The sequence below is a fragment of the Allobosea sp. OK403 genome (assembly GCF_900113835.1).
Lineage (GTDB): Bacteria > Pseudomonadota > Alphaproteobacteria > Rhizobiales > Beijerinckiaceae > Allobosea.
The window spans coordinates 542,668-567,038 of the sequence record NZ_FOQV01000001.1 but is presented as its reverse complement, the minus strand read 5'-3'; the positions used below and the strand labels follow the sequence as shown (position 1 = coordinate 567,038).

The 24,371-nt window shown below is 64.8% G+C and carries 24 protein-coding genes; 10 read left to right on the top strand and 14 right to left on the bottom strand.

Annotated features, from left to right (window positions below; genetic code table 11):
• Positions 1–6 precede the first annotated feature (6 nt).
• Positions 7–1,782, bottom strand: coding sequence for an aspartate--tRNA ligase (aspS, locus tag BMZ97_RS02430; RefSeq protein WP_092166534.1), 1,776 nt, complete (start codon positions 1,780–1,782; stop codon positions 7–9).
• A 141-nt stretch (positions 1,783–1,923) separates the two neighbouring features.
• On the opposite strand from aspS, the gene rnd reads away from it, so the two are divergent.
• Positions 1,924–3,063, top strand: a complete 1,140-nt coding sequence (gene rnd / locus BMZ97_RS02425) for a ribonuclease D (RefSeq protein ID WP_092165084.1) — start codon at positions 1,924–1,926, stop codon at positions 3,061–3,063.
• 293 nt (positions 3,064–3,356) lie between these two features.
• Here rnd and ppx read toward each other — a convergent pair whose 3' ends face one another.
• From ppx to BMZ97_RS02410, 3 genes are all read right to left on the bottom strand, one after another.
• The gene (gene ppx, locus BMZ97_RS02420; protein WP_092165082.1) at positions 3,357–4,874 is read right to left on the bottom strand and encodes an exopolyphosphatase; all 1,518 of its coding nucleotides are present in this window, start codon (positions 4,872–4,874) and stop codon (positions 3,357–3,359) included.
• A gap of 1 nt (position 4,875) precedes the next feature.
• On the bottom strand, positions 4,876–7,056 hold the full coding sequence (locus BMZ97_RS02415) for an RNA degradosome polyphosphate kinase (RefSeq protein WP_244546257.1): 2,181 nt from the start codon (positions 7,054–7,056) through the stop codon (positions 4,876–4,878).
• A gap of 161 nt (positions 7,057–7,217) precedes the next feature.
• Positions 7,218–7,895 (bottom strand): TetR/AcrR family transcriptional regulator, encoded by a 678-nt coding sequence (locus BMZ97_RS02410; protein ID WP_092165078.1) that lies wholly within the window; start codon positions 7,893–7,895, stop codon positions 7,218–7,220.
• A gap of 12 nt (positions 7,896–7,907) precedes the next feature.
• Here BMZ97_RS02410 and BMZ97_RS02405 point away from each other — a divergent pair, with 12 nt between their 5' ends.
• Both BMZ97_RS02405 and BMZ97_RS02400 read left to right on the top strand, forming a co-directional pair.
• On the top strand, positions 7,908–8,735 hold the full coding sequence (locus BMZ97_RS02405) for a hypothetical protein (RefSeq protein WP_244546199.1): 828 nt from the start codon (positions 7,908–7,910) through the stop codon (positions 8,733–8,735).
• Between the two features lie 99 nt (positions 8,736–8,834).
• Complete coding sequence (locus BMZ97_RS02400) at positions 8,835–10,070, top strand: acyl-CoA desaturase (RefSeq protein ID WP_092165076.1); 1,236 nt, start codon at positions 8,835–8,837, stop codon at positions 10,068–10,070.
• Here BMZ97_RS02400 and BMZ97_RS02395 read toward each other — a convergent pair whose 3' ends face one another.
• From BMZ97_RS02395 to BMZ97_RS02385, 3 genes are all read right to left on the bottom strand, one after another.
• Positions 10,071–10,763: a P-loop NTPase family protein gene (locus tag BMZ97_RS02395; protein WP_244546198.1), complete on the bottom strand. Its 693-nt coding sequence runs from the start codon at positions 10,761–10,763 to the stop codon at positions 10,071–10,073.
• A gap of 5 nt (positions 10,764–10,768) precedes the next feature.
• Positions 10,769–11,878: an AI-2E family transporter gene (locus BMZ97_RS02390; RefSeq protein WP_092165074.1), complete on the bottom strand. Its 1,110-nt coding sequence runs from the start codon at positions 11,876–11,878 to the stop codon at positions 10,769–10,771.
• A gap of 348 nt (positions 11,879–12,226) precedes the next feature.
• Positions 12,227–12,757: a CDP-alcohol phosphatidyltransferase family protein gene (locus tag BMZ97_RS02385; protein WP_092165072.1), complete on the bottom strand. Its 531-nt coding sequence runs from the start codon at positions 12,755–12,757 to the stop codon at positions 12,227–12,229.
• Positions 12,758–12,895: 138 nt separating this feature from the next.
• On the opposite strand from BMZ97_RS02385, the gene purM reads away from it, so the two are divergent.
• A complete protein-coding gene (gene purM, locus BMZ97_RS02380) occupies positions 12,896–13,969 on the top strand; it encodes a phosphoribosylformylglycinamidine cyclo-ligase (protein ID WP_092165070.1) in 1,074 nt (357 codons plus the stop codon).
• Positions 13,966–14,589 (top strand): phosphoribosylglycinamide formyltransferase, encoded by a 624-nt coding sequence (gene purN / locus BMZ97_RS02375; RefSeq protein WP_092165068.1) that lies wholly within the window; start codon positions 13,966–13,968, stop codon positions 14,587–14,589. Before purM ends, purN begins: the two co-directional genes overlap by 4 nt.
• Here the strand turns inward: purN and BMZ97_RS02370 are convergent.
• Complete coding sequence (locus BMZ97_RS02370) at positions 14,517–15,305, bottom strand: helix-turn-helix transcriptional regulator (RefSeq protein ID WP_092166524.1); 789 nt, start codon at positions 15,303–15,305, stop codon at positions 14,517–14,519. The two genes, purN and BMZ97_RS02370, sit on opposite strands and share 73 nt — an antisense overlap.
• A gap of 117 nt (positions 15,306–15,422) precedes the next feature.
• Between BMZ97_RS02370 and BMZ97_RS02365 the strand changes: the two genes are divergently transcribed.
• Complete coding sequence (locus BMZ97_RS02365) at positions 15,423–16,145, top strand: glutathione S-transferase family protein (protein WP_092165066.1); 723 nt, start codon at positions 15,423–15,425, stop codon at positions 16,143–16,145.
• Here BMZ97_RS02365 and BMZ97_RS02360 read toward each other — a convergent pair.
• A complete protein-coding gene (locus tag BMZ97_RS02360; RefSeq protein WP_139221134.1) occupies positions 16,129–16,476 on the bottom strand; it encodes a hypothetical protein in 348 nt (115 codons plus the stop codon). The two genes, BMZ97_RS02365 and BMZ97_RS02360, sit on opposite strands and share 17 nt — an antisense overlap.
• Before the next feature lie 121 nt (positions 16,477–16,597).
• On the bottom strand, positions 16,598–18,685 hold the full coding sequence (locus BMZ97_RS02355) for a molybdopterin-containing oxidoreductase family protein (protein WP_092165062.1): 2,088 nt from the start codon (positions 18,683–18,685) through the stop codon (positions 16,598–16,600).
• A gap of 286 nt (positions 18,686–18,971) precedes the next feature.
• Here BMZ97_RS02355 and BMZ97_RS02350 point away from each other — a divergent pair, with 286 nt between their 5' ends.
• Both BMZ97_RS02350 and BMZ97_RS02345 read left to right on the top strand, forming a co-directional pair.
• A complete protein-coding gene (locus BMZ97_RS02350) occupies positions 18,972–19,793 on the top strand; it encodes a MipA/OmpV family protein (protein WP_139221133.1) in 822 nt (273 codons plus the stop codon).
• Between the two features lie 152 nt (positions 19,794–19,945).
• Entirely contained in the window at positions 19,946–20,374 is a 429-nt protein-coding gene (locus tag BMZ97_RS02345; protein ID WP_092165058.1) for a MerR family transcriptional regulator, read from the top strand.
• A 110-nt stretch (positions 20,375–20,484) separates the two neighbouring features.
• Here BMZ97_RS02345 and ndk read toward each other — a convergent pair whose 3' ends face one another.
• Both ndk and BMZ97_RS02335 read right to left on the bottom strand, forming a co-directional pair.
• Positions 20,485–20,907, bottom strand: a complete 423-nt coding sequence (ndk, locus tag BMZ97_RS02340; protein ID WP_092165056.1) for a nucleoside-diphosphate kinase — start codon at positions 20,905–20,907, stop codon at positions 20,485–20,487.
• 154 nt (positions 20,908–21,061) lie between these two features.
• On the bottom strand, positions 21,062–21,331 hold the full coding sequence (locus tag BMZ97_RS02335) for an SEL1-like repeat protein (RefSeq protein ID WP_244546197.1): 270 nt from the start codon (positions 21,329–21,331) through the stop codon (positions 21,062–21,064).
• Between the two features lie 355 nt (positions 21,332–21,686).
• On the opposite strand from BMZ97_RS02335, the gene BMZ97_RS02330 reads away from it, so the two are divergent.
• Positions 21,687–22,079, top strand: a complete 393-nt coding sequence (locus BMZ97_RS02330) for a DUF2147 domain-containing protein (RefSeq protein WP_092165054.1) — start codon at positions 21,687–21,689, stop codon at positions 22,077–22,079.
• A gap of 135 nt (positions 22,080–22,214) precedes the next feature.
• Here the strand turns inward: BMZ97_RS02330 and BMZ97_RS02325 are convergent, their stop codons facing one another.
• Positions 22,215–22,922, bottom strand: coding sequence for a glutathione S-transferase N-terminal domain-containing protein (locus BMZ97_RS02325; RefSeq protein WP_092165052.1), 708 nt, complete (start codon positions 22,920–22,922; stop codon positions 22,215–22,217).
• A gap of 353 nt (positions 22,923–23,275) precedes the next feature.
• Here BMZ97_RS02325 and BMZ97_RS02320 point away from each other — a divergent pair, with 353 nt between their 5' ends.
• A complete protein-coding gene (locus BMZ97_RS02320; RefSeq protein ID WP_139221132.1) occupies positions 23,276–23,851 on the top strand; it encodes a hypothetical protein in 576 nt (191 codons plus the stop codon).
• A 19-nt stretch (positions 23,852–23,870) separates the two neighbouring features.
• Here BMZ97_RS02320 and BMZ97_RS02315 read toward each other — a convergent pair whose 3' ends face one another.
• Positions 23,871–24,365 carry a GNAT family N-acetyltransferase gene (locus BMZ97_RS02315; protein WP_092165048.1) on the bottom strand — a complete coding sequence of 165 codons (495 nt, stop codon included), beginning with the start codon at positions 24,363–24,365 and terminating at the stop codon, positions 23,871–23,873.
• Positions 24,366–24,371 lie beyond the last annotated feature (6 nt).

Here is a 24,371-nt window from a genome sequence, read left to right as displayed (position 1 = left end):
CGAGGGTCAGCCGTTCTTTTCGGTGAGGTTCACGCGCAGATGAGCCTCGCGCAGCTGCTTGGGCGAGGCTTCGGACGGCGCGCCCATCAGCAGATCGACGGCCTGCTGGTTCATCGGGAACAGCGCGACCTCGCGCAGATTCGTCGCGCCGGCCAAGAGCATGATGATGCGGTCGATGCCCGCCGCCATGCCGCCATGGGGCGGTGCGCCATATTGGAAGGCGCGATACATGCCGCCAAAACGCTCGATCACCGTCTCCTCGCCATAGCCTGCGATCTCGAAGGCTTTCACCATCGCCTCGGGGCGATGGTTGCGGATGCCGCCCGAGGCCAGCTCGTAGCCGTTGCAGGCGATGTCGTACTGGAAGGCCTTGATCGCCAGCGGATCGTCGTTCTCGAGCGATTCGAGGCCGCCCTGCGGCATCGAGAACGGGTTGTGCGAGAAATCGACCTTCTTGTCGTCCTCGTTGTACTCGTACATCGGGAAATCGACGATCCAGGCGAAGGCAAACGCGTTCTCGTCGATCAGGCCGAGTTCCTGGCCGACCTTGTTGCGGGCATTGCCGGCGAATTTGTAGAACTTGTCGGGGTTGCCGGCGGCGAAGAAGGCTGCGTCGCCATCCTTCAAGCCGAGCGCGACGCGGATCGCCTCGACCCGCTCGGGGCCGATATTGTTGGCGATCGGACCTGCGCCCGCGCCTTCGCGCCACATGATGTAGCCGAGGCCCGGCTGCCCTTCCCCTTGCGCCCAGGAGTTCATCCGGTCGCAGAAGGCCCTGGAGCCGCCCGCGGGAGCGGGAATCGCCCAGACCTGGTTCTTCTCATCCTCGAGGATGCGCGCGAAGACCTTGAACGCCGAGCCGCGGAAATGTGCGGAGACGTCCTGCATCACCAGCGGGTTGCGCAGATCCGGCTTGTCGGAGCCATATTTTCTGATCGCTTCCGCATAAGGGATGCGCGGCCAGTTCTTGGTCACCGACTTGCCGCCGCCGAACTCCTCGAAAACACCGGCGATCACCGGCTCCATCGTGGCGAAGACGTCGTCCTGCTCGACGAAGCTCATCTCGACGTCGAGCTGGTAGAACTCGCCCGGCAGACGGTCGGCGCGCGGGTCCTCGTCGCGGAAGCAGGGCGCGATCTGGAAGTAACGGTCGAAGCCCGCCATCATCAGGAGCTGCTTGTACTGCTGCGGCGCCTGCGGCAGCGCGTAGAATTTGCCGGGATGCAATCGGCTCGGCACCAGGAAGTCACGCGCGCCCTCGGGCGAGGACGCCGTCAGGATCGGCGTCTGGAACTCGGAGAAGCCGGAGGTCTTCATCCGGTTGCGCAGTGAGTCGATCACCTTCGTCCGCAACATGATGTTGTTGTGGAGCTTTTCGCGGCGCAGATCGAGGAAGCGGTACTTCAGCCGGGTATCCTCGGGATATTCAAGATCGCCGAAGACCGGCAACGGCAATTCGCCGGAAGCTCCGAGAACCTCGATGCCCGTCGCGAAGACCTCGACGGCACCGGTCGCGAGATTGGCGTTCTCGGTGCCCGTGAAGCGCGCCTTGACCTTGCCGTCGATGCGGACGACCCATTCCGAGCGCACCGCAGCGGCATCGGCGAAGGCCGGAGAATCCGGATCGATGACCACCTGGGTCATGCCGTAATGGTCACGCAGATCGATGAACAGCACGCCGCCATGGTCGCGGATGCGGTGGCACCAGCCGGAGAGGCGGACCTGGGCCCCGATGTCGCTCTCGCGAAGGGCGCCGCAGGTGTGGGAACGGTAACGATGCAAGGTCACGGTACTGGTCTCTTCGGAGGTCAAGGCCGTCCGCCGCAGGCGCGCGCACGGTTTCGGGGGTAAGCACACGCCGCGGCGCGGATTGTCAAGAACGCCCGCGACATGGCGATACTCTGTCTGCTATGAGCCGACCTCATGAGCCTCATCACAACCACCCAGGATCTGGCCGACGCCTGCGCGCGTCTGGCTACGCATCCCTTCGTCACGGTCGACACCGAGTTCCTGCGGGAGACGACCTATTACCCCAAGCTCTGCCTGATCCAGCTCGCCTCGCCAGACGAGGCCGTGTTGGTCGACCCGCTCGCGCCCGGCCTCGATCTCGCGCCCTTCCTGGCGCTGATGGCCGATGAGGCCGTGGCCAAGGTCTTTCATGCGGCGCGGCAGGATCTCGAGATCGTCTGGATCATCGGCAAGCTGATCCCCAAGCCGCTCTTCGACACGCAGGTCGCCGCCATGGTCTGCGGCTACGGCGACTCGGTCGGCTACGAGCAGCTCGCCAATGACCTTGCCAAGGCGCGGATCGACAAATCCTCGCGCTTCACCGACTGGTCGCGCCGCCCGCTCAGCGAGGCCCAATTGGTTTATGCGGAATCCGACGTCACCCATCTGCGCGACATCTATCTCGCGCTCGACGCCGACATCAAAGCCAGCGGCCGCGAGAATTGGGTCGCCGAGGAAATGGCGGTCCTGAACTCGCCCGGCACTTATGAGGTCAAGCCGGAGAACGCCTGGCAGCGCCTGAAGGGCCGGATCCGCAAGCCCAAGGAGCTGGCACTGCTGATGGAGCTCGCCGCCTGGCGCGAGCGCGAGGCGCAGAGCCGCGACGTGCCGCGCCAGCGCGTGCTCAAGGACGATGCGCTGATGGACATCGTGCAGCGCGGGCCCGTCTCGGTCGAGGCGCTGGCGGAGCTGCGCTCGGTGCCCAACGGCTTCGAGCGCTCGCGCGCCGGCGGCGAGGTGCTGGCGGCGGTCGGGCGCGGGCTTGCGCTCGATCCCAAGACCTTGCCCCGGCTGGAGCGGGAGCGCGGCCGCGCCACGAACGGCGCCGTGCTCGATCTGCTCAAGGTGCTGCTCAAGGCGGTTGCGGATGCCGAGCGCGTGGCGCCGAAGATCATCGCCTCCTCCGACGATCTGGAAGCCATCTCCTTCGACGACGAGGCCGACGTGCCCGCGCTGAAGGGTTGGCGGCGCGAGGTCTTCGGCGAGAAGGCGATCGCGCTCAAGAACGGTAATCTGGGCCTCAGGATCGTGCGCGGTCGGGTTTCCGTCGCTTAGAGCGTTTTCCGACCGGCTCGAACCGTCATTGCGAGGCGCGCTAGAGCAGGATGCGAAAAAGTGGGAACCGGTTTTTCGCAGCAATCCTGCTCTAACTCCTTGATGAGAGACGGATTCAGATTTCAGGCGGAGTCACTTTGTGACTCCGCCTGAAATCATCCGGCTCTAGCGACGAAGCAATCCACGAGGGCGCAGAGCGAGACCTCCTGGATTGCTTCAATTCGCTCGCAATGACGGATCAGACAGCCCGAAAAACGCGCGAGATCCCTGTGATCCGAGCCTGGAAGGCCGCGTCAGCCGAGGCTGATCTCGTATTCGCGGCCGAGCAGCTTGGCGAGTTGCTTCAATCGGCCCGTCACGCGCTCGCTCGACAAGGCATGGAGTTCGCCGGAGAGGCGCAGGACGAGCCGGCTGTCGACGCAGGCCAGCGTCGCGCGCGGCAGGATGCCGGGCATCCCGGCCGAGAGCAGATAGGCAACACGGAAGGCGCTGGCGAGAAGCTGCGAGCGCTCCAGCAGGCGCGGCGTCAGCAACTGCCTCAGACCGGCGGCAGCGGGAGAATCGCTCTTTGCGCCGGCGTAGCGATGGAAAACCGTCAGGGCGAGGAAAGCACGGCCCGGGTGGTCGACGCCGCTGAAGGCGGCATGCGCGATCACGTTGAGGCTCTGCTCGCCGCGATAATCGGGATGGGCGCGCCACCCGATATCGGAGAGCAGGCAGGCGGCGTCCTGCAGGCGGCCGCCGGCGGGATCGTCCGGCAAGCCGGCGCTGGCAACGAGGCGCCGCACCCACTCAATCAGGTCGGCGGCATGGCGCGGTTCGCGGGCGCGCAACTGGTTGTAGTCCTGGGCGCCGCGCAGCAGCGGATCGACCCGGCGCTCGTCCTCCGGGAGCATGTCGTATAGCAGGCCCTCGCGCACACCGCTCGCCGAGATCACCACCGCGCGCGGACGGCCGCGCTTGATCAGCAGATCGAGCACCAGCGCGCCATAGGCCAGGAGCGGCCGGCGCGCGGAGGAGACGGCGTCGATCGCTTCCAGGACCGAAGCATCGGCGCGCTCGACCAGCCGGGCGAAATCCGCGACGTCGCGGGCCGGCACGGTATAACCGTGCATGACGCTGAGTGGGTAGCCGGACTGGCGCTGATGCAGCGTCGCAAGCGCCCGCCAGGTGCCGCCGACAGCAAAAAAATCCTTGCCGCGCATCGCCGCCAATTGTGGGTGATGATCCAGCTGTTCGCGAACGATCTTCTCGGCCAGCTTGATCTGGCCCTTCGCCTTGTCCATCAGCGCGAGGCCGCCGATCGGCAGGCTGATGCCCGGCCCGACGCGGTTGCCATCGACCCCGACAAGCTCCAGCGAACCGCCCCCGAGATCGCCTGCGACGCCATGCGGCTCGGCGAATCCGGAAATCACACCAAGCCCGGAAAGATAAGCCTCACGGCCGCCGGAGATCAGTTCAATCCGCTGGCCGATCGCCTGCTCCGCCTTGGCGAGGAAGGCCGGTCCATTGGCGGCTTCGCGCGCGGCAGCGGTGGCGATGACGCGAATCTCGCCGACCTGCATAGCCTCGCAAAGGATGCGGAAGCGCAGCAGCGCCTCGAGCGCACGCTCCATCGCCTCCTCGGCCAACCGGCCGGTGGTGGCGACCTGCCGACCGAGTCCCGCCATTTCCTTCTCGTTGAAGACCTGGGCAGGCGAGCGCGCCAGCATCTCATAGACGACGAGGCGAACCGAGTTCGAACCGATGTCGATGATGGCGATCGTCTCGCCAAGGCTCAGCCGCCCCGCAACGAGGCCCATGCCGGTCATCTCAGCTTTTCTTGGCCGCCCGCTTGGGGAGGCTTCTGGGGCTGGAGTTGGAGAGGGATTTTCCACGTCCGGACAGGCTCGGATTGGTCATGAAATATTTATGGGCGTTGAACGACTCGTCGCCCGGGGCCGGGACAATGCGTTGCGAACCGCCATCGGGCAAGATCGTCCAGCTCTGTTCGTTGTCGAGGAAATTGGCCTGCATGATCTGTTCGAGCAGTTGCTGGTGGACCGTAGCGTTCAAAATCGGGGTCAGCGCCTCGACGCGACGGTCGAGGTTGCGCGGCATCAGATCGGCAGAGGAGATGTAGAGCTTGGCCTTCGCCGAAGGCAGGCCGTGGCCTGCCCCAAAAGCGTAGATCCGGGTGTGCTCCAGGAAGCGGCCGACGATCGACTTGACGCGGATGTTCTCGGACAGGCCGGGAACGCCGGGCCTCAGGCAGCAGATGCCGCGCACGACGAAGTCGATCTCGACGCCCGCCTGGCTCGCATCATAGAGCGCGTCGATGATCTCGGGATCGACCAGCGAATTGCACTTGCCCCAGATCGCGCCCTTGCGGCCGGCCTTTACATGGGCGACCTCCTCGGCGATGTCGGAGAGCAGGCGCTGCTTCAGCCCCACTGGCGACACCGACATCTTTTCCAGCTCAGCCGGCTCGGCATAGCCGGTGATGAAGTTGAAGATGCGCGCGACATCCTGCGACATCACCGGGTCGGCGGTGAAGAAGGAGACGTCGGTGTAGATGCGCGCCGTGATCGGGTGGTAGTTGCCTGTAGCGATATGGCAATAGGTCACAAGCTGGCCGGCCTCGCGGCGCACCACCATCGACAGCTTGGCGTGGGTCTTGAGCTCGATGAAGCCGTAAACGACCTGGACGCCGGCGCGCTCCAGATCCTTGGCCCAGCGGATATTGGCCTCCTCGTCGAAGCGCGCCTTGAGCTCGACCAGGGCGGTCACTGACTTGCCGGCCTCCGCCGCTTCGGCCAGAGCATGCACGATCGGGGAGTTCGACGAGGTGCGGTAGAGCGTCTGCTTGATCGCGACCACGCTGGGATCGCGCGCCGCCTGCTGCAGAAACTGCACGACGACGTCGAAGCTCTCATAGGGATGGTGGACGATCAGGTCCTTCTGGCGGATCGCGGCAAAGCAGTCGCCAGCATGCTCTCGAATGCGCTCGGGGAAGCGGGCGTTGTAGGGCTTGAACTTGAGGTCGGGGCGGTCGACGCCGACAAGCTGCGAGAGCTCGTTGAGGCCAATCATGCCGGCGACATCGACGATCTCGTCGGGGTCGACCTTGAGCTCGCGCACGATCAGCTTGCGCAGATGCGCCGGCATGCCGGTCGAGACCTCGAGACGGATGACGACGCCGCGCCGACGCAGCTTCAGCATCGTCTCGAAGACGCGCACCAGATCCTCGGCCTCCTCCTCGATGTCGAGATCGGTGTCGCGGATGACGCGGAACGAGCCGGTGCCCTTGACGTCATAGCCCGGGAAGAGCTTGCCGATGAAGAGCGAGACCGCGTCCTCCAGCGTGATGAAGCGATGCAGCCCCTCGCGCCCCAGATCCGGCAATTCGATGAAGCGGTCCATCTTGATCGGCACGCGTATCAGCGCGTCGAGCTGGCGCCCGTCGCTGATCCTCTCCAGCGCCAGCGCCAGCGTGAAGCCGAGATTGGGGATGAAGGGGAACGGATGCGCCGGGTCGATCGCCAGCGGCGTCAGCACCGGAAAGATATAGTGGAGAAAATAATCCTCCAGCCAGACCCGCTCCTGCTTGCCGACCTCGCTCGGGCCGAGCAGGTGAATCTTGTTCTCATGGAGATCGCGCTTCAGCTGGACCCAACGCGCCTGCTGGTCGTCCGTCAGCGCCGAGACCGCCTTGCCTAGTTCTGCGAGCTGCTCGGCCGGGGTCAGGCCATCCTGGCTCTTCGTGACCACACCGGCCTTGAGCTGTTCACGCAGGCCGGAGACGCGGACCATGAAGAATTCATCGAGATTGGCGGCCGAGATCGAGAGGAAGCGCAGCTGCTCCAGCAGGGGGTGATTGCGGTTCGAGGCCTCTTCCATGACGCGGCGATTGAACTGCAGCCAGGACAGCTCGCGGTTCATGAAGCGGGCGGGCGATTGCCGCAGCGGGGTATCGGCGCCGTGGGCGTCAATGGTGGGGATGTCGAGATCCATGGTTTCTGCCGTTCGCGCGTTCATTTGCTTCGCTTTTGCCCCTGCCGCCGCTCGTGCCACGTCAGTTCCGCCGCTTCGATCCCATCCGCCCTTGAAGCCACCCTAGCGTGACGCTTCGATGACATTCGGTCCCGGCCTTCATCTCGATCGCACCTGCCAGATCACAGTTCAGGGCGCGGCCGCTCCTTGACCAGCCCGTCCACGAACAGATCGAGCACTTTGGCCATGGTTCCTTCGATGTCCGCATCGGCGACCTGCCAACTCGGGAAATGGCCATCGACCAGCATGCGCGCGAGACCATACACCAACGCACGCGCCGCAATCTGGATCAGGTGCCGGTCGTTGCAACGTAGAAGCCCGCGTTGCGCCGCCTCCAGCAAGAGGGCCTCGATCTGAGCCTGGATTTCGGCGTTCTCCCGGCCCAGCGACGGCGAGCCGTCGAAATCGATCGAGCGCCGTGACGAGATGATTTCGAAATGGGTCGGATTGCGTCTGGCCCAATCGAGGTAGGCCCGTCCGATGGCGCGTATGCGCAGCATCGGATCATCATCCACCTCCTGCGCCAGCGCCAGCGCGATTTCGGCCCTGAAGCGCCGCATAGCCTCCTCGGCCACCGCCGTCATCAGCGTCATCTTGTCCGGGAAGTGGCGGAACGGAGCTGCCGGCGAGACCCCGGCCAATCGCGCCGCCGCCCGGACACTCACCGCCAAGAGGCCCCCTTCCTCAGCCAGCTTGAGCGCCTGCTCGACGAGCTCCTCGCGCAAATTGCCGTGATGATAGGCCGGACTGCCCTCGCCCGCCTGGCGGTCTCCGGTCCGAGTCGGTTTCACGGTGCTCATGGATCGAAGCTAGTGCACGTTCCGGCACAGGAGGAAACCCGCCAGCAAAGGAGTGAACCCGTTCCGAAAGCAGGAGAAGCGCCTTCGTATCACAATCATGTAATCATTGATTACATTTATTGCCTGGAGCGCCGGCCGATGCAATCGTCGCTCAATAGCGGCGCACGCCTCTCACAGAACGGCATCGACATGACAATCGCGCGGAACGAGCCGAAGCCATCGTTTCCGGCAGGCCTGCTGGAAGGCTGGCCACTGCTTGGGCTGCTCTCATCCGGACTCGTTCTGGGCGCGCTTGCTGCGCTTGCAACCTCGTCCGGCGGAAGCGACGGCATCCGGCTGGTCATCCGCATCACGGCGCGAACATCTCTGGTGTTGTTCTGCCTCGCTTTCACGGCCTCAGCCCTGTTCCTGGCCTGCCCCAGTATCTGGACGCGCTGGCAAAGACGGAACCGGCGCTATCTCGGACTGTCCTTCGCCCTCTCCCATGGGCTGCACGGACTTGCCATCATCGCCTTGGCCAGCACGGCCCCGACCCTGTTCAAGCAGCTCAGCAACACGGGAACACTGATCTCGGGCGGGCTCGCCTATCTCTTCATCCTCGCCATGGCCGCAACATCGTTCGACAGAACCGCCGCAATGATCGGCCCGAAAGCCTGGCGCTGGCTCCATTTGTGCGGGGCTTATTACATCTGGCTCAGCTTCATGGTAACCTTCGGCAAGCGCGCGGTCATGGACCCGTTCTACTGGCCTTTCATCACAGTGCTGATCGCGGTCCTAGCTCTCCGGCTTTGCTTGCCCAGGAAGCCTCTGAACGCCGCGACGGCGACGGCTGGATCATAATACCGCACTTGCGCGAGCCTGGCCGGTCCTGTTCTTGTCGCGCAACGCCACCCTTTGCACCGCCCCCTTGCAGCCTGCCTTTCAAATCAGAGAAACGACTTGTCCCAGATCGAGACCCCTCACGACGATGGCGACATCGTCTATCCCGCCGCCATCCCCTTCGTGCTGGTGCACCTCGCCTGTCTGGGCGCGATCTGGAGCGGCGTGACCTGGACCTCGGTCTGGCTGGCGATCGGCCTGTACTGGTTGCGGATGTTTGCGGTGACGGGCGGCTATCACCGCTATTTCTCGCACCGAACCTACAAGATCAGCCGCTTCGGGCAGTTCCTGCTGGCGCTGCTGGCGCAGTCGACAGCGCAGAAGAGCGTGCTCTGGTGGGCCTCCAAGCACAGGCATCATCACCGCTACGCCGACACCGAGCATGACGTGCATTCGCCCGTGCTGACTTCCTTCGTCTATTCGCATCTCGGCTGGATCTTCGCCCGCGGCCATGCCCGCTTCGATCCGTCGACGATCACGGATCTGACGAAGTTTCAGGAGTTGCGCCTGCTCCATCGTTTCGAAATCGCGCCCGCGGTCCTGCTCGCCTTGATCTGCTTTGCGATCGATGGCTGGGCGGGGCTGTTCGTCGGCTTCTTCTGGTCGACGGTCTGCGTCTTCCACGCCACCTTCTGCATCAACTCCCTGGCGCATGTGCATGGCGACAAGGACTATGTCACCGGCGACGAGAGCCGCAACAATTGGTGGCTGGCGGTCATCACCATGGGCGAAGGCTGGCATAACAACCATCACGCCTATCAGTACAGCGTGCGCCAGGGCTTTCGCTGGTGGCAGTGGGATCCGACCTATTACATCATCCTCGGGCTCTCCAAGCTCGGGCTGGTCTGGGAACTGAGGGAGCCGCCGCAAGCGGTCATCGAGCGCTCGCAGGCGCTGCCGCCGCGCGTGATCGAGCGCTCGGCCGAGCGACTAGCTGCCTCCGTGCCGTTGGAACGCGCCATCGCAGCCTTCTGGGAGGCTTATGCCGCGACGCCGAGCCTGTCAGATCTGAATCTGCCGACCATGACGCTGGCCGATCTGCGCACGGCACTGGCCGATCTGCAGCATCGCGCCGGAGATCGCCTGGTCGAAATGCAGCAGCAGGCGCATGAGGCGCTGGCGCAACTGCATCTGCCGGTCCTGCCGACGCGCGAGGAGCTGGCGGAGAAAGCAGCCGCCATGTTCGTCAAGACACCCTCGCTCGATGCCATCGCGGCGCGCGCCCATGACCTGCTGACCGAGGCGATGTATGCCCGGCTGGTCTCGCAGCCATCAGCGGCCCCGCCGCGCGGCTGATCACTCGGCCGGGAACAACGCGGCCAGCGCCTCGGCTGCGAGCGCGCGGGTGACGCGGCGACCGCGTTCGAGCGAAAGCCGGTCAAGCGTATCGACCAGCGCGCGCGCTGCCGCGAAGGAACGCTCCATCCTGAGCGCCAGCATCTCGATGATGCCGGCATCGATGATGAGCTGCCGGTCGATGAAGAGCTTGACCAGCACCGCCCGCAGCAGCGCGTCGTCGGGCGGCGCGATCGTCGCCTGCGGCGCCAGCCTCAGGCGCGACAACAGATCGGGCACGCGCAGCCCCCAGAGATCGGGGGCACTGCGCGCTGTCAGCAGCAGGAAGCCGCCCTTCGCCTTCATCGCATTCATCAGGTGGAACAGCGCCGGCTCGTCGCGGACACCCTGATCGCAATCCTCGACCACGAGCGCGCCGCCGGAGATCAGATGCGGGACGCTCTCCTGCGTGACCTCGGCGACCGAAACAGTCCAGGCATGGGCGATCTTCGCCCAGATTGCGGCGAGATGGGTCTTGCCGGCATCCTGCGGCCCGACGAGCCGCAGCCAGGATTCAGGCCAGTTCGGCCAGGCCTCGACCAGGCCATAGGCGGCCTCGTTGGAAGGGCCGATCAGGAAATCCTCGATCCCGTGGCGGCTGTCGACCGGCAAGTCGAGCGCAAGCTGGCGGGGGCGGCTTGGCAGATCGGACATGGAGATCAGATATCCGCCCCGGCGCGCGCGCGGACCTTCGCGGCCCTGGTCGCGTCCCCGCCATGATAGATGTTACTGGCGAGGTATTGTCTGAGCGCAAAGCGACAGAGCACGCCCATGACGGCCGCCAGCGGCACCGCCAGCAGCAGGCCGACGAAGCCGAACAGCGAGCCGAAGGCGAGCAGCGCGAACATCAGCCAGACCGGATGCACACCGATCGAGCCGCCGACGAATTTCGGCTGGAAGATGTTGCCTTCGAGGAACTGGCCCGCGGCGAAAACGGCGAGCGTCGCCAGCGGCCAGGTCCAGTCCGGCCAGAACTGGACAATGGCGACGCCGACCGCGAGCACGAGCCCCGTCAGCGAGCCGACATAGGGAATGAAGGAGAGGAAGCCGCTGATGATGCCGATCAACGCGCCGAAATTGACGCCGAGCAGGCTCAGACCCACCGCATAGAAGATGCCGAGCAGCAGGCAGACCAGCGCCTGGCCGCGCAGGAAGCCGGCGATGGCGACGTCCATCTCATGAAGCAGGCCGCGAATGGTATCGCGATGGTCGAGCGGCAGCCAGCCGTCGACGGTCGCGATCATGCGGTCCCAATCAACAAGCAGATAGAAGGCGATCACCGGCGTCAGCACCAGGAGCGAGAACACCCCGACGATGGCGGTGCCGCCGGTCCAGAGCGACTGAAGCACGCTGCCGACCCATTTGGTGCCCTCGCCGACGAGATTGCCGAGCGAACTCTGGGCCTCGGTAGCGAGCTTCGCGCCGCCAAGCCGCTCCAGCCAGGGAGCGCCGCGCTCCAGCACGAGCGCCTGAAGCTTTGCCGCGTCAGCGGGCAGACGCTGGACCAGCCCGGCCAATTGCTGGCCGAGCAGCGGCGCGAGCAACACCAGCGCCAACACGAAGACCAGCAGGAAGACAAAAAGGATGACGATCGTCGCCGCGAGCCGGCCCATCCCCATCCTTTCCAGCCGGTCGGCCAGGGGATCGAGCAGATAGGCGAGCGCCAGCGCCGCGACGAAGGGCAGCAGCACGTCGCGCAGCAGCACGAGCAGCAGCACGAACACGACGAGCGAGACCAGCCAGAAGCCGATTTGACGTTGCAAGGTCATCGATCCAGGCCCCTCATGCAGGATGCGAAGAAGTGGAAACCGCTCTTTCGCATCGATCCTGCTCTCACCAATCCTGCTCTCACTTGTCGATCAGAAGCGGACTCAAGGCTTTGTGGGTCGGCGATCATGCGCTGCACAAATGGGCGATGCGGATGAAAGTTCCAAGAGCCGGATGATTTCAGATGGAACCACGAAGTGATCCCATCTGAAATCTGAATCCGTCTCTCATCAAAGAGTTAGAGCAGGATCGATGCGAAAGATCGGTCTCCACGTTTTCGCATCCTGCTCTAGGGGCCCGAGATCGTCGTTACCCTTCCGCGCGGCCAGCAGCCTCACGCCGCCAGAGCCTCACGCCGCCATGTGCCGCAACCAGAAGGTGAGATAGGCTGTCATCGAGCCGAGCGTCAACAGAGCCACCAGAAGCTGGCCGAGCTGCATGGCTTGCCCCGGATCGACACCGAAGGCGCGCGAGCCCAGCACCAGCGCAGCGAAGGCGATCTGCGCAGCGGTATTGAGCTTGCTGACGATGAAGGGCGCGATCTCGACCGGCCGCTCCATCACCCAGGACAGGATCACGGCCGAGACGATCATGACGTCGCGGGACACGACCAGGATGACGAGCCAGGAGGGTATGGCCCCGACCACGGCCAGGGTGATGTAGATCGAGACGATCAGCGCCTTGTCGGCCACGGGGTCGAGATAGGCGCCGAGTTCGCTGGCCATGTCGAAGCGCTTGGCGATGAAGCCGTCGACGGCGTCCGACACGCCCGCCGCCACGAAGATGATGAAGGCCAGCTGCCAGCGCGCATCGATGATCATCACGATCACGAGCGGCACCAGGATGAGGCGGCCGATGGTGATCAGGTTGGGAAGCGTCATGCGATGGGGTTCGCGCAGGCGGGGCCGTGACGCTAGAACCCGAATCGGTGGATCGGCAAGGGCGAAAGCGCTGTCCTGGCTTGCAAGCAGCGCCGCGCTTGCCTATCGCTCGCCTCAAACAGGATGAGGCCGCAGATCATGACAAAGCCCGGCGCGAACGGACTGACCTATGCGCAGGCAGGCGTCGACATCGACGCCGGCAACGCCATGGTCGACGCCATCAAGCCTCTCGTGCGCTCGACACGCCGTCCCGGCGCCGACGCCGAGATCGGCGGCTTCGGCGGCTTGTTCGATCTCAAGGCCGCCGGTTTCAACGATCCGATTCTGGTCGCCGCCAATGACGGCGTCGGCACCAAGGTCAAGATCGCGATCGAGAGCGGCCTGCATGCGACGATCGGCATCGATCTCGTCGCGATGTGCGTCAACGACCTGGTTGTCCAAGGAGCGGAGCCTCTGCTCTTTCTGGACTACTACGCCACCGGCAAGCTCGACCCCAAGGTCGGCGTCGAGATCGTGCGCGGCATCGCCGATGGCTGCCGGCAGGCGGGCTGCGCGCTGATCGGCGGGGAGACCGCCGAGATGCCCGGCATGTATGCCGACAAGGATTACGATCTCGCGGGCTTTGCGGTCGGCGCCGCCGAGCGCGGCACGTTGCTGCCGCGTGCTGATCTCGCGGCCGGCGACGTCGTCTTCGGCCTGCCCTCCTCCGGGGTGCATTCCAACGGCTATTCGCTGGTCCGCCGCATCGTTGCGCTTGCCGGACTGAGCTGGGATGCGCCCGCCCCCTTCGCGCCTGGCCAGAGCTTGGCCGAGGCGCTGCTGACCCCGACGCGGATCTATGTGAAGACCCTGCTCGCGGCGCTGAAGGCGACGGACGGCATCAAGGTGCTCGCCCATATCACCGGCGGCGGCTTTCCCGACAATATCCCTCGCGTCCTGCCCGAAGGGCTCGGCGTCTCGCTCGATCTGTCGGCCATCTCCGTCCCGCCCGTCTTCGCCTGGCTCGCAGCGACCGGTGGCGTCGTCGAGCGCGAGATGCTGCGCACCTTCAATTGCGGTATCGGCATGATCGTCGCCGCTGACGCCGCCAAGGCCGATGAGGTCGAGGCAGCCCTGAAGGCCGCCGGCGAACCCGCCATCCGGCTGGGCGAGGTCGTCTCGCTCGCCGCCGGCGACGAGCCCGTCAGCTATCGCGGCAAGCTCGCCCTGTGAGCACGCTGATTCTCCGCAAGCGCACTGCCGTCCTGATCTCCGGGCGCGGCTCCAACATGCTGTCGCTGGCCGAAGCCGCGCAGGCGGATGATTTCCCCGCCGAGATCGCGCTCGTGCTCTCGAACATCCCCGGCGCCGGCGGGCTCGAACGCGCCAGCGCCTTGGGCATCGCGACCGCGACTGTCGATCATCGTGCCTTCAACAGGGATCGCGAGGCCTTCGAGCGCGCCATGGACGAGGTCCTGCGCATCAACCAGATCGAGCTGATCGCGCTCGCCGGCTTCATGCGGATAATGACGCCCTGGTTCGTCCGGCGCTGGGAAGGGCGGCTTATCAACATCCACCCTTCGCTGCTGCCGCTGTTCAAGGGCACCCATACGCACCGCCAGGCGCTCGAGGCCGGCGTCACGGAGCATGGCTGCAGCGTGCATTTCGTCGTGCCCGAGCTCGATGCCGGACCGGTGATCGCCCAGGCCAAGGTGCCCGTTCTGCCGGGCGACGACGAGGACAGCCTGAGCCAGCGCGTGCTGGCGCAGGAGCACACGCTTTATCCGCGCGCGCTCGCCGAGGTCGCCTCGGGCCGTGTCGCGCTGGTCGATGGCGTGATCGCGCGGCTCTGAGCCGCCTCCCGCTGCTCGCAAGCGGCCCTGTCGCGCTCATCCTCCTGCTGCTGCCAGCGTCGCAACAGATCGGCGCGCCGCGCCGGGTAGCGCTCTTCGCGCAAGGCGAGGTCGGTAATGCGGTCGGTGCGGAAATGGCGGAACGCCTCGCGCAGCTCGCACCAGGCGATGACGATGCGCACTCGCTCGTAGAAGGTCATGCCGATCGGCCAGATCATGCGCTGCGATTCCCGTCCCGCCTCGTCGCGATAGCGGATCGAGAGCTTGCGGCCTTGCCTGATCGCGGCGCGGACGCCGGCGACGTCAACCTGGTCGACCGGCTTCTCCGAGCCATAGGCGGGAGCGAACAAGGCACCATCGAGCAGAATCGGCTTGAGATGCGCCGGCAGCACGGCCGCGACCTTGCTGACAACATCCTCCGCCGCGCGCGCCAGAACAGGGTCCGCCCGCTCGCTGAGCCAGCGCATGCCGACCAGAACAGCCTCGATCTCATCGGGTGACAGCATCAGCGGCGGCAGGTCGAAGCCGGCGTCGAGGATATAGCCGATGCCAGCCTCGCCCCGGACCGGCACGCCCTGTCGCATCAATGCGGCGATGTCGCGATAGACGGTGCGAACCGAGACATCGAGCTCGGCGGCGAGCGTATCGGCCGTCACGGGCCGGCGCCGACGGCGCAAACTCTGGATCAGATCGAGCAATCGTTCGGCGCGCTGCATGTTCTTGATTTCCACCCGAGCTTCGTCGGGCTCAGAATGGCCCAGGCTGCTGACGAATTCTGTCAGGAGCGTGGCAGTAGCTCCAGGCCAACGAGAATGCCAAGAGGAAACCGCGACATGATCATCCTGCACAGCTTCGGGCCAGGCTTCGGCCTGCCCGATCCGAGCCCGTTCTGCATCAAGACCGAGATCCTGCTGCGGATGTCGGGGCTACCGTTCGAGCGCGTGACGGGGAACATGCGCAACGCACCCAAGGGCAAGCTGCCGATCATCGTCGACAACGGCGTCACCATTGCGGATTCGAGCTTCATCCGCTTCCATCTGGAGAGCGCATACGGCATCGATTTTGACGCGGGCCTGACGCCGGAGCAGCGCGGTGTCGCCTGGGCCGTGGAGAAGATGCTGGAAGAGCAGCTCTACTGGATCGTCGTGCACGAGCGCTGGATCGACAGCGGGAATTTCGACCGCGGCCCGCGTCACTTCTTCAAGACAGTGCCGGCCCCGCTGCGCCCGCTGGTCATAGCCATGGTGAAACGCAAGGTGCGGAACAATCTCGACGGCCAGGGCATCGGGCGACACAGCGCCGAGGAGCGTCTGGCCCTGACCAAACGCGCCTATGCCGCGATCGTCGGTATTCTGGGCGAGCGCCAGTTCCTGCTCGGCGACACGCCTTGCGGCGCCGACGCGGCGCTGGGCGCCTTCACGATGTCGGCGCTCAGCCCGGTCTTCGACTCCGCCATTCGCGGTGTCGTCGAAAGCCACCCCAATCTCGTCGCTTATGAAGCGCGGATCAGGGCGCGTTTCTTTCCGGAAGCGGCAGCCGTCAAAGCGGCCGCTTGAGCTTGCACTTGTCGAGGAACTCAAGACCCTTCTCGCGCGCCGTGTCGTTGAAATAGCCGGTGTCGCGGAAGGCCTGGATCTCATCCTTGGACATGGCGTTGACCGTGCCCTTGGCGTAGCAGCTGCACGGCGTATGCACCGCCTCGCGGGTCGTCTGCAGCAATTGCGACTGGGTGTGCAGGCAGGCGTCGAAGGCGCGCAGCTGGATCATATAGGGGGTGAGATTTTTCGCCGTCGGGTCCGGCGGCGGAAGCGGCGCGGAGCTGCTCGCGGCCAGCACGACCGAGCCCATCAGCACAGAGAACCCACCGGCCAAAACGACCGCACCCATCCGCCGCATCATCATGATTTCACAAGCCCTAAGAAAACGGGCCCCTGATCGCATGATTCATGCCTCGCCCGCGCGTCGGCGATGGTTCACAGCGCCTCGCAAAGGTCAAGAGCGCGGAAGGTCACGCTCGCTTGATCCACACCTTCACGTCATGAAAAGCAGCGCCACCGAAGGGGGCGACGGCATCCGCCCCCGTGATCGTGTTGATGCCGCGCCCATGCTTGTGCGCCGCATTGGGCCAGATCGACTCGGCGATGACGACGCCGCGCACCAGCCCCTCGAACAGCACGGCATGGAGATACACACTGCCGCGGCTATTGCCGACCATGACCTCGTCATCGGCCGCGATGCCAAGCTTTTCCGCATCGCCGGGATGCAGCATCAGCGTCGGCCGCCCCTCTTTCTTCTGGGAGCCCGGGGTCTCGGTGAAGGTCGAGTTCAGGAAGCTGCGCGCCGGGCTCGTCGCCAGGCGGAAGGGATGCTCTGCGTCGGCGTTCTCGATGACGGCCCAGTAGTCGGGCAGCGCCGGCATCTCCTGGTAAGGGCCGACCGTGCCGGCATTGGCGTTGGGCACCTTCGGCCAATCGGGCTTGAAGCGAAACTTCTTGTCGCGGTAGCCGAAGCCGTCGAGATAATGCGCCGTGCGATAATCCGGCTGCACGTCGTGGAAATCATTGGCGATCAACTCGTCGAGCGTGCCGCGCCCGCTCTCGCGCAACGTCCAGTCGACGATCTCGCGCGGCGACATCTGGAAGCCGCGATGCTGCGCACCGAGCCGCTCGGCGAGCGCGCAGATGACCTCATGGTTCGAGCGGCATTCGCCCGGCGGGTCGACCAGCTTGCCGCCCCACATGATGTGCTGGTGGCCGCCCCCCTGATAGATATCGTCATGCTCCATGAACTGGGTCGCCGGCAGCACGATGTCGGCCATCCCGGCCGTCTCGGTCATGAACTGCTCATGCACGACGGTGAAGAGGTCGTCGCGAGCAAAGCCCTGCTTGACCAGCTCCTGCTCGGGCGCGACCGAAACCGGATTGGTGTTCTGGATGAAGAGCGCCTTGACCGGCCCACCCTGGCGCAGCGCCTCCGCATCGCCGGTGAGCACCCGGCCGATCTGCGACTGATCGAGCTGGCGGATTTTGGGATCGATGAGGTCGAGCCCCTCGATCAGGCTCTTGCGCCATTTATAGATGCCGCTGTTGCTGTGGAAGGCGCCGCCGCCCTCGTATTGCCAGGCTCCTGTAACGGTTGGCACAGACAGCGCCGCATGCATCGAGACCGCACCATTGCGCTGGCGCGCAAAACCATAGCCGAGCCGGAAAAAGCTCTTCTTGCGCGTGCCGACGAGGGCTGCGAACTCCTCGATCTGCGCGACCTCGAGCCCGGTGATCGCGGCCGCCCATTCCGGCGTGCGGCTGGCGAGATGCGCTTCCAGCTCGTCTGGAGCATCGGTGTGCTGCGCCAGATAGTCACGGTCGGCATGGCCATCGCGGAAGAGGACATGCATCACCGCACAGGCCAGCGCCGCGTCCGTGCCCGGCCGCAGCACCAAGGCGAGGTCGGCCTGGGCGAGCGTGGCATTGTGATAGATGTCGATCGCGACGATCTTGGCGCCGCGCGTCTTCCGCGCCTTGACGGCGTGGTGCATCACATTGACCTGGGTATGTACGGCGTTGGTGCCCCAGATCACCACGCAATCTGACTTGGCCATCTCGCGCGGATCGGGGCCTGCGAGGCGGCCGGTGCCGGCGATAAAGCCGGTCCAGGCCATGGTTGTGCAGATCGTCGAGTACTGGCCGGAATAGCGCTTGGCATGGCGCAGGCGGTTGATGCCGTCGCGCATGACGAGGCCCATCGTACCCGCATAATAATAGGGCCAGACGGCCTGCGCACCGTGCTCGTGCTCGATCGCCAGGAAACGGCGCGCGATCTCGTCGAGCGCCTCGTCCCAGGATATCCGCTCGAACTGGCCCGAGCCCTTCGGACCGGTCCTGCGCAGCGGATGAAGCAGCCGGTCGGGATGGTGGATGCGTTCCGAATAACGCGCGACCTTGGCGCAGATCACCCCGTCCGTGTAGCTCTGGCGCTTGCTGCCGCGCACCCGCCCGATGCTGCGCCCATCGATGACCTCGACCTCCAGAGAACAGGCGGAAGGGCAGTCATGCGGGCAAACGGATGGCAGATGGGCGATGCGGGGAAGCTCGGTCATAGCTGCTTATTAGAGCATTGCGCGAAAAAGTGGGTACCGGTTTTTCGTGTGAGCAATGCTCTAAACTTTTAGAATCGATCACGTCGCAATCGGACGAAACCGTCCGATTGCGACGTGATCTATGCGAAGTTCAGTGCAGGAGAAATGTCGGGCCCGCGCAGCCACACCTTTCTCGGCACCTCTCGACGCAGCCGGCGCGCGAGTGTCAACCGGCGGTTAACACTAACGAGTCAAGTTGAGTGAGGTTGTGTTCGGTAAAGGCGCCCTGGCGCCGGAGTTCTCATCGATGCGTTGCGTTGTGTTCCTGGCGGGCCTGCTGGCCTGTCTCGCCCTTTCGTCCGGCCAGCGCGCTTTTGCGCAGTCGAGCGACTACACCACCCTCACCTCGCCCGAATCCGCACAGCACTGGAATCTGACGCTGGGAGCCGGCCTGCGCTACCAGCCCGATTATTCAGGCTCCAACAACTACGTCTTCCGGCCGCGCCCGATCATCTCGCTCGGCAAGGGCGTGAAAAGCACCTGGTGGGTGGCCGAGGATGATGCGCTCTCGATCGGCTTCTTCTCCGGCAAGGGCTGGCGCATCGGCTTCTCCGGCAACCTGCTCTGGGAGCGCAAGGCCAGCACCAACCCCGCTCTGGTCGCGGTTCCCGACACGAAATTCGGCTTCGAGGCCGGCGGCTTCGCCGAGTTCTACCCGGCCTCCTGGCTGCGCGCCCGCGTCGATCTGCGGCGCGGCTTCATCGCCCATGACGCGCTGGTCGCCGAACTCAAGCTCGACGCCATCGCCCGAGTCGGCCAGTGGTCGTTCGGTGCCGGTCCGCGCATGAGCATCGTCGGCGCCGACTATCTGCGGACCTATTTCGGCTCCTATCCCGGCGCCGCCGGCACCGGCGGCTTGCTGCAGCGCTTCAATGCCGGGGTCCATTCCTACGGCGCGATCGCGCAGGCAACCTATAACTGGTCCGAGCGCCTCTCGACCACGACCTATATCGAGTACAAGCGCCTGGTCGGCGACGCAGCCAAGGCACCGATCGTGAAAACCTATGGCTCGCGCGACTCGATCACGCTCGGCATCTCGGCGAGCTACGCCTTCGATCTCGGCTTCTAAGCGCGAACTCCGAGCCCCGTGAGCCAGGATCAGGTCACGGGGTTTCATCGGTGAGGCCTGCGCGCTATATCCTCTAGAGACTAGAGCATCGGCCCGAAAACCGGCTCCCGGTCTTCGAGCCGGCCGATGCAGAGGATTGGGAGGCCGCCGCCATGGAGCAGATGCCGATCGGCGCGCTGTCGGAAGCGACAGGCGTCAAGGTTCCGACGATCCGCTTCTACGAGGAGATCGGGCTCCTGCCCGCCCCCATTCGCACGCAGAGCAACCGTCGCAGCTATGGCGACGCTCATCTGCAGCGCCTGCGCTTCATCCGGCATGCGCGCGATCTTGGCTTCGCCGTCGACGATATCCGCGAATTGCTGGCGATGGCGGCCGAGCCGCAAGCTTCATGCGACCGTGCCGACAGCATCGCGCAACGCCATCTCGCCGATGTCGAGCGGCGCATCGCCCAGCTCCAGTCGCTGCGCGGCGAGCTCCAGCGCATGGTCGGCGAATGCCAGCACGGCCGCGTGGCCGAATGCCGTGTGATCGAGTCGCTCGCCGATCACGGCCACTGTCTGCACGATCACCGCGTGGCGTGAACGAAAAAAGGCGGGCTCGAGAGCCCGCCTGCACATCATGCAACCCACCGTCATCCTGAGACTGCGCCGCTATGCGGCTTGCCCAAGACAACGGCGTGGATTTTGAGAGATCAGCCGACGATCTCGTTGCCGGCGAAGAACTGCGCGATCTCGATCGCGGCGGTCTCAGGCGCGTCGGAGCCGTGCACGGTGTTCTCGCCGACCGACTGGGCGAAGAGCTTGCGGATGGTGCCCTCGGCGGCATTGGCCGGGTTGGTGGCGCCCATCACGTCGCGATAGGTCGCGATCGCGTTCTCGCCTTCGAGAACCTGCACCACGACCGGAGCGGAGATCATGAACTCGACCAGCTCGCCAAAGAAGGGACGAGCCGCGTGAACCGCGTAGAAGGTCTCGGCCTGGGCCTTGGTCATCTGGATGCGCTTCTGCGCGACGATACGCAGGCCGGCCTTCTCGATGACCGCGTTGACCGCGCCGGTGAGATTGCGCCGCGTCGCATCGGGCTTGAGAATGGAGAAGGTACGCTGGACAGCCATCGTTGGTTCCTTAGGGATAATCTGGGAGTGCGCGGCTTATAGCGGCCGCCTTCCCGCCCCACAAGGCTCGCCGAGGCTTCAGCGGATCGCTGCGGCGATCAGAGCATTGCGCGAAATGGGTACCGGTTTTTCGCGTGAGCGATGCTCTCAACTCCTAGTGGCGCGTCAGGAAGCTGCGGGCCTCGCGCAGCGCCTCGGCGATCTCGTCGCGGGTCATTTCGAGCGCCAGTTCCTGGCGATGGGCGGCTGCCCGGCCACAACCACGCGCCAGGGCGACGTTGAACCATTTCTGCGCCGCGACGAGGTCCACCGGCTGATTGCGGCCCGCGGCATACATCAGCCCAAGCTCGTAATAGGCCTCGGCGGAGGCTTCCGTCGGGATCACCAGCGAAGCGGGGATCGCGCTCATTTCCATGCGTGCCATGATAGCCACCCTCTTGTCCTGTTGCGCCGGGTCCCCGTCAGAGGCCGCGGCTTGTGACGACGAGATTTGGCCGCCGCCCTTAAAGAGGCCGCTAAAAATCGCGATGAATCGAAGCTCAACGAGATGTAATCGCCGGGTTAAATCAACGATCGATTCATGCTGCCAGCGCGAAAAACCGCGTGATTTCAAAAGCCTCCCGTTGGGTCAGCATTCGCCACGTTGACGCGCTATTCACCTTGGCGCGCGGTTACCCGCTTCATCCTCTCGTTAAAGCAGGCTTGGAGACCCATCCCGCCTCCGATATGGTTCATATCTGAACCATGCAGCATAGCTGGTCGGACAAGGGAGGATCGACATGAACAAGCATGCACTCGCGGGCCGTTGCGGGCTTCTGGGACTCGGACTCCTGATCGGAATGGCCGCGACGCCTGCCATGGCCCAGGATGTCACCGGCACATGGCTGCGTGACACCGGCGCCTCGCGCGTCCGCTTCGCCAAATGCGGTGAAGCGGTTTGCGGCACCATCGCCTGGCTCAAGGATCCCAACGGCCCTGCCAAGATCGGCCAGCGCATCTTCTACGACATGAAGCCGGCCGGCGCCGGCAAGTGGAGCGGCAGCGCCTTCAACCCCGAGGACGGAAAGACCTATTCCGGCACGATGACGCTGGCAGGCGACGCGCTGACGACATCGGGCTGCGTGCTCGGCGGGCTGATCTGCCGCTCGGTGAAGTGGGCAAGGGCGAACTGACCCGCGAAGCGTAGGGGCAACCGCGGCATCATCGTCATGGTCGGGCTCGTCCCGACCATCCACGTCTTCGCTGGTCGCGGATCGTGTTCAAGACGTGGATGCTCGCCACAAGGGCGAGCATGACGGCTTTGAACCTCAGCGCGCCTTCTGGCCGAACAGCATCGCGTGTTCCTCGGGCGTGCGCTGCTCCGGCGGCTTGCGCAGCTCCGAAGCGACGGCAAGGCCACGCGCGACGGCCGGGCGCGCCAGCATCGTCGCGATCCAGCGCTCGACATGCGGGAACTGCTTGATGTCCTGGCCCTGGCGCTCCCAACCGCGCGCCCAACCGATGCAAGCCATATCGGCGATCGAATAATCGCCGGTGATGTAGTCGCGGCCGGCGAGGCGCTTGTTCAGGACGCCATAGAGGCGGTTCGCCTCATTGGTATAGCGCTCGATGGCATAGGGCACCTGCTCGGGCGCGTAGAGCCGGAAATGATGGGTCTGGCCGAGCATCGGACCAAAGCCGCCCATCTGCCAGAACAGCCATTCATCGACCGCGACGCGGCCGCGCTCATCGGCTGGATAGAACTTGCCGGTCTTGCGACCGAGATATTGCAGGATCGCTCCGGATTCGAAGACCGAGATCGGCTTCCCGTCCGGCCCCTCGGGATCGACGATCGCAGGCATGCGGTTGTTGGGCGAGATCGCCAGGAATTCCGGCTTGAACTGGTCACCCTTGCCGATGTTCACGGGAATGACGGTGTAGGGCAGCCCGCACTCCTCGAGCATGATGGTGATTTTCCAGCCATTCGGCGTCGGCCAGTAATGGAGATCGATCGGCTTGGTCTGAACCTGTGCCATGCTGCGCTTCCCGTCGGTTGCTGGATGCGACAGATCTAGTCTCGCCCACACCGTCCTGGAAGCGCCGGGACCTGCGCCGTGAGCGGCCTCACCATGTCGTGAGGTCGGGTGAAAGGCGCGATCGGAGAAGGCGGCGGCGCCGAGGTTCGAACAGCCGCGGCGCCTTGTCTTTGCAGCGTCCTCTCCAAACCGGCCTCCACATCCTCAGCCGAGGCACAGGCATAATTTCCGATCTCGTTGGATCAAAAAATGCGCTAAATTATTGTTTTAACGCGATTTATTCACGTGACCAGGCATCCGCTTCGCCTGAAAACGCTCTAGGCGCGTCGCAGCAAGCAGGTTATGGACGCCCCATGGAGACTGTTCCGTCGCAAGAACTCTTCGCTCATGTCCGAATCGTCATGGGCATGGTCACCGGGCTCGGCGTGACCCGGCTGCTGACCGGCACCGCTGGCTTCATCCAGCATCCTGCCCGTCACCGCCTGTCGCTGATCCACCTGCTCTGGGTCGGCTCGATCCTGCTCGAACTGATCCTGTTCTGGTGGTGGGAATTCGCACTCTCGCGGATTCCCGTCTGGAATTTCGGCGTCTTCACCTTCCTCATAGGCTATGCCGTCGTCCTCTACGTGTTGGCAGCCCTGCTCTTTCCGGACAATATCTCTGAATATGCGGGCTATGAGGACTTCTTCATCAAAAGGCGCCGCTGGTTCTTCAGCCTGCTGGCAGCGACCTTTGCCCTTGATGTGATGGATACGCTGATCAAGGGGTCGGAGCGCTGGAGCCAGCTGAGCAGCGCTTATCTGCTGCAGATTCCCATCGGCCTCGCCCTGTGCCTCATAGGCTTCCTCGTCGCACGGCGATCCGTGCAGATCGCCGTGGCCGCCCTCCATCTCTCGATGCAGCTTCTCTGGATTCTGCAAGCCTTTTGAGACCTGACGGGTCGGCCCGCTACGGCGCGATCACGAATTTGAAGCCCTCATGGCTCTGGGCGAAGCCGAGATTGACGTAGAAGCGGTGCGCATCGGCCCGAGCCTTGTCGGAGGTCAGCTCGACGAGGCCTGCTCCCTTCTCCCTAGCGAAGGCGAGCGCGTGGCGCATCATCACGGCGCCGATGCCGAGGCTGCGGCTCTCCGGCGCGACATGGACGCTTTCGATCTTGGCCCGCTTGCGACCGCGCGCGACGAGCCCGGGGATCAGCGTGACCTGGAAGGTGCCGACGACCCGCCCCACCCGCTCCGCTACGAACAAGGTATTGTGAGGGCTGGCGGCGATTTCGTCGAAGGCGTCGAGATAAGCTGGATGGGCGACCTCGACAGCGATCTCCTCGGGGCTCTTGGCCTGCCGCGCCGCGCCCAGCATGATCAGGGTGGCGATGCGGGGCGCGTCGGCCCGCACGGCCTCGCGGATCGTGATCTCCGCGGGATCGATGGCGCTGTGGCTCATGCTCTG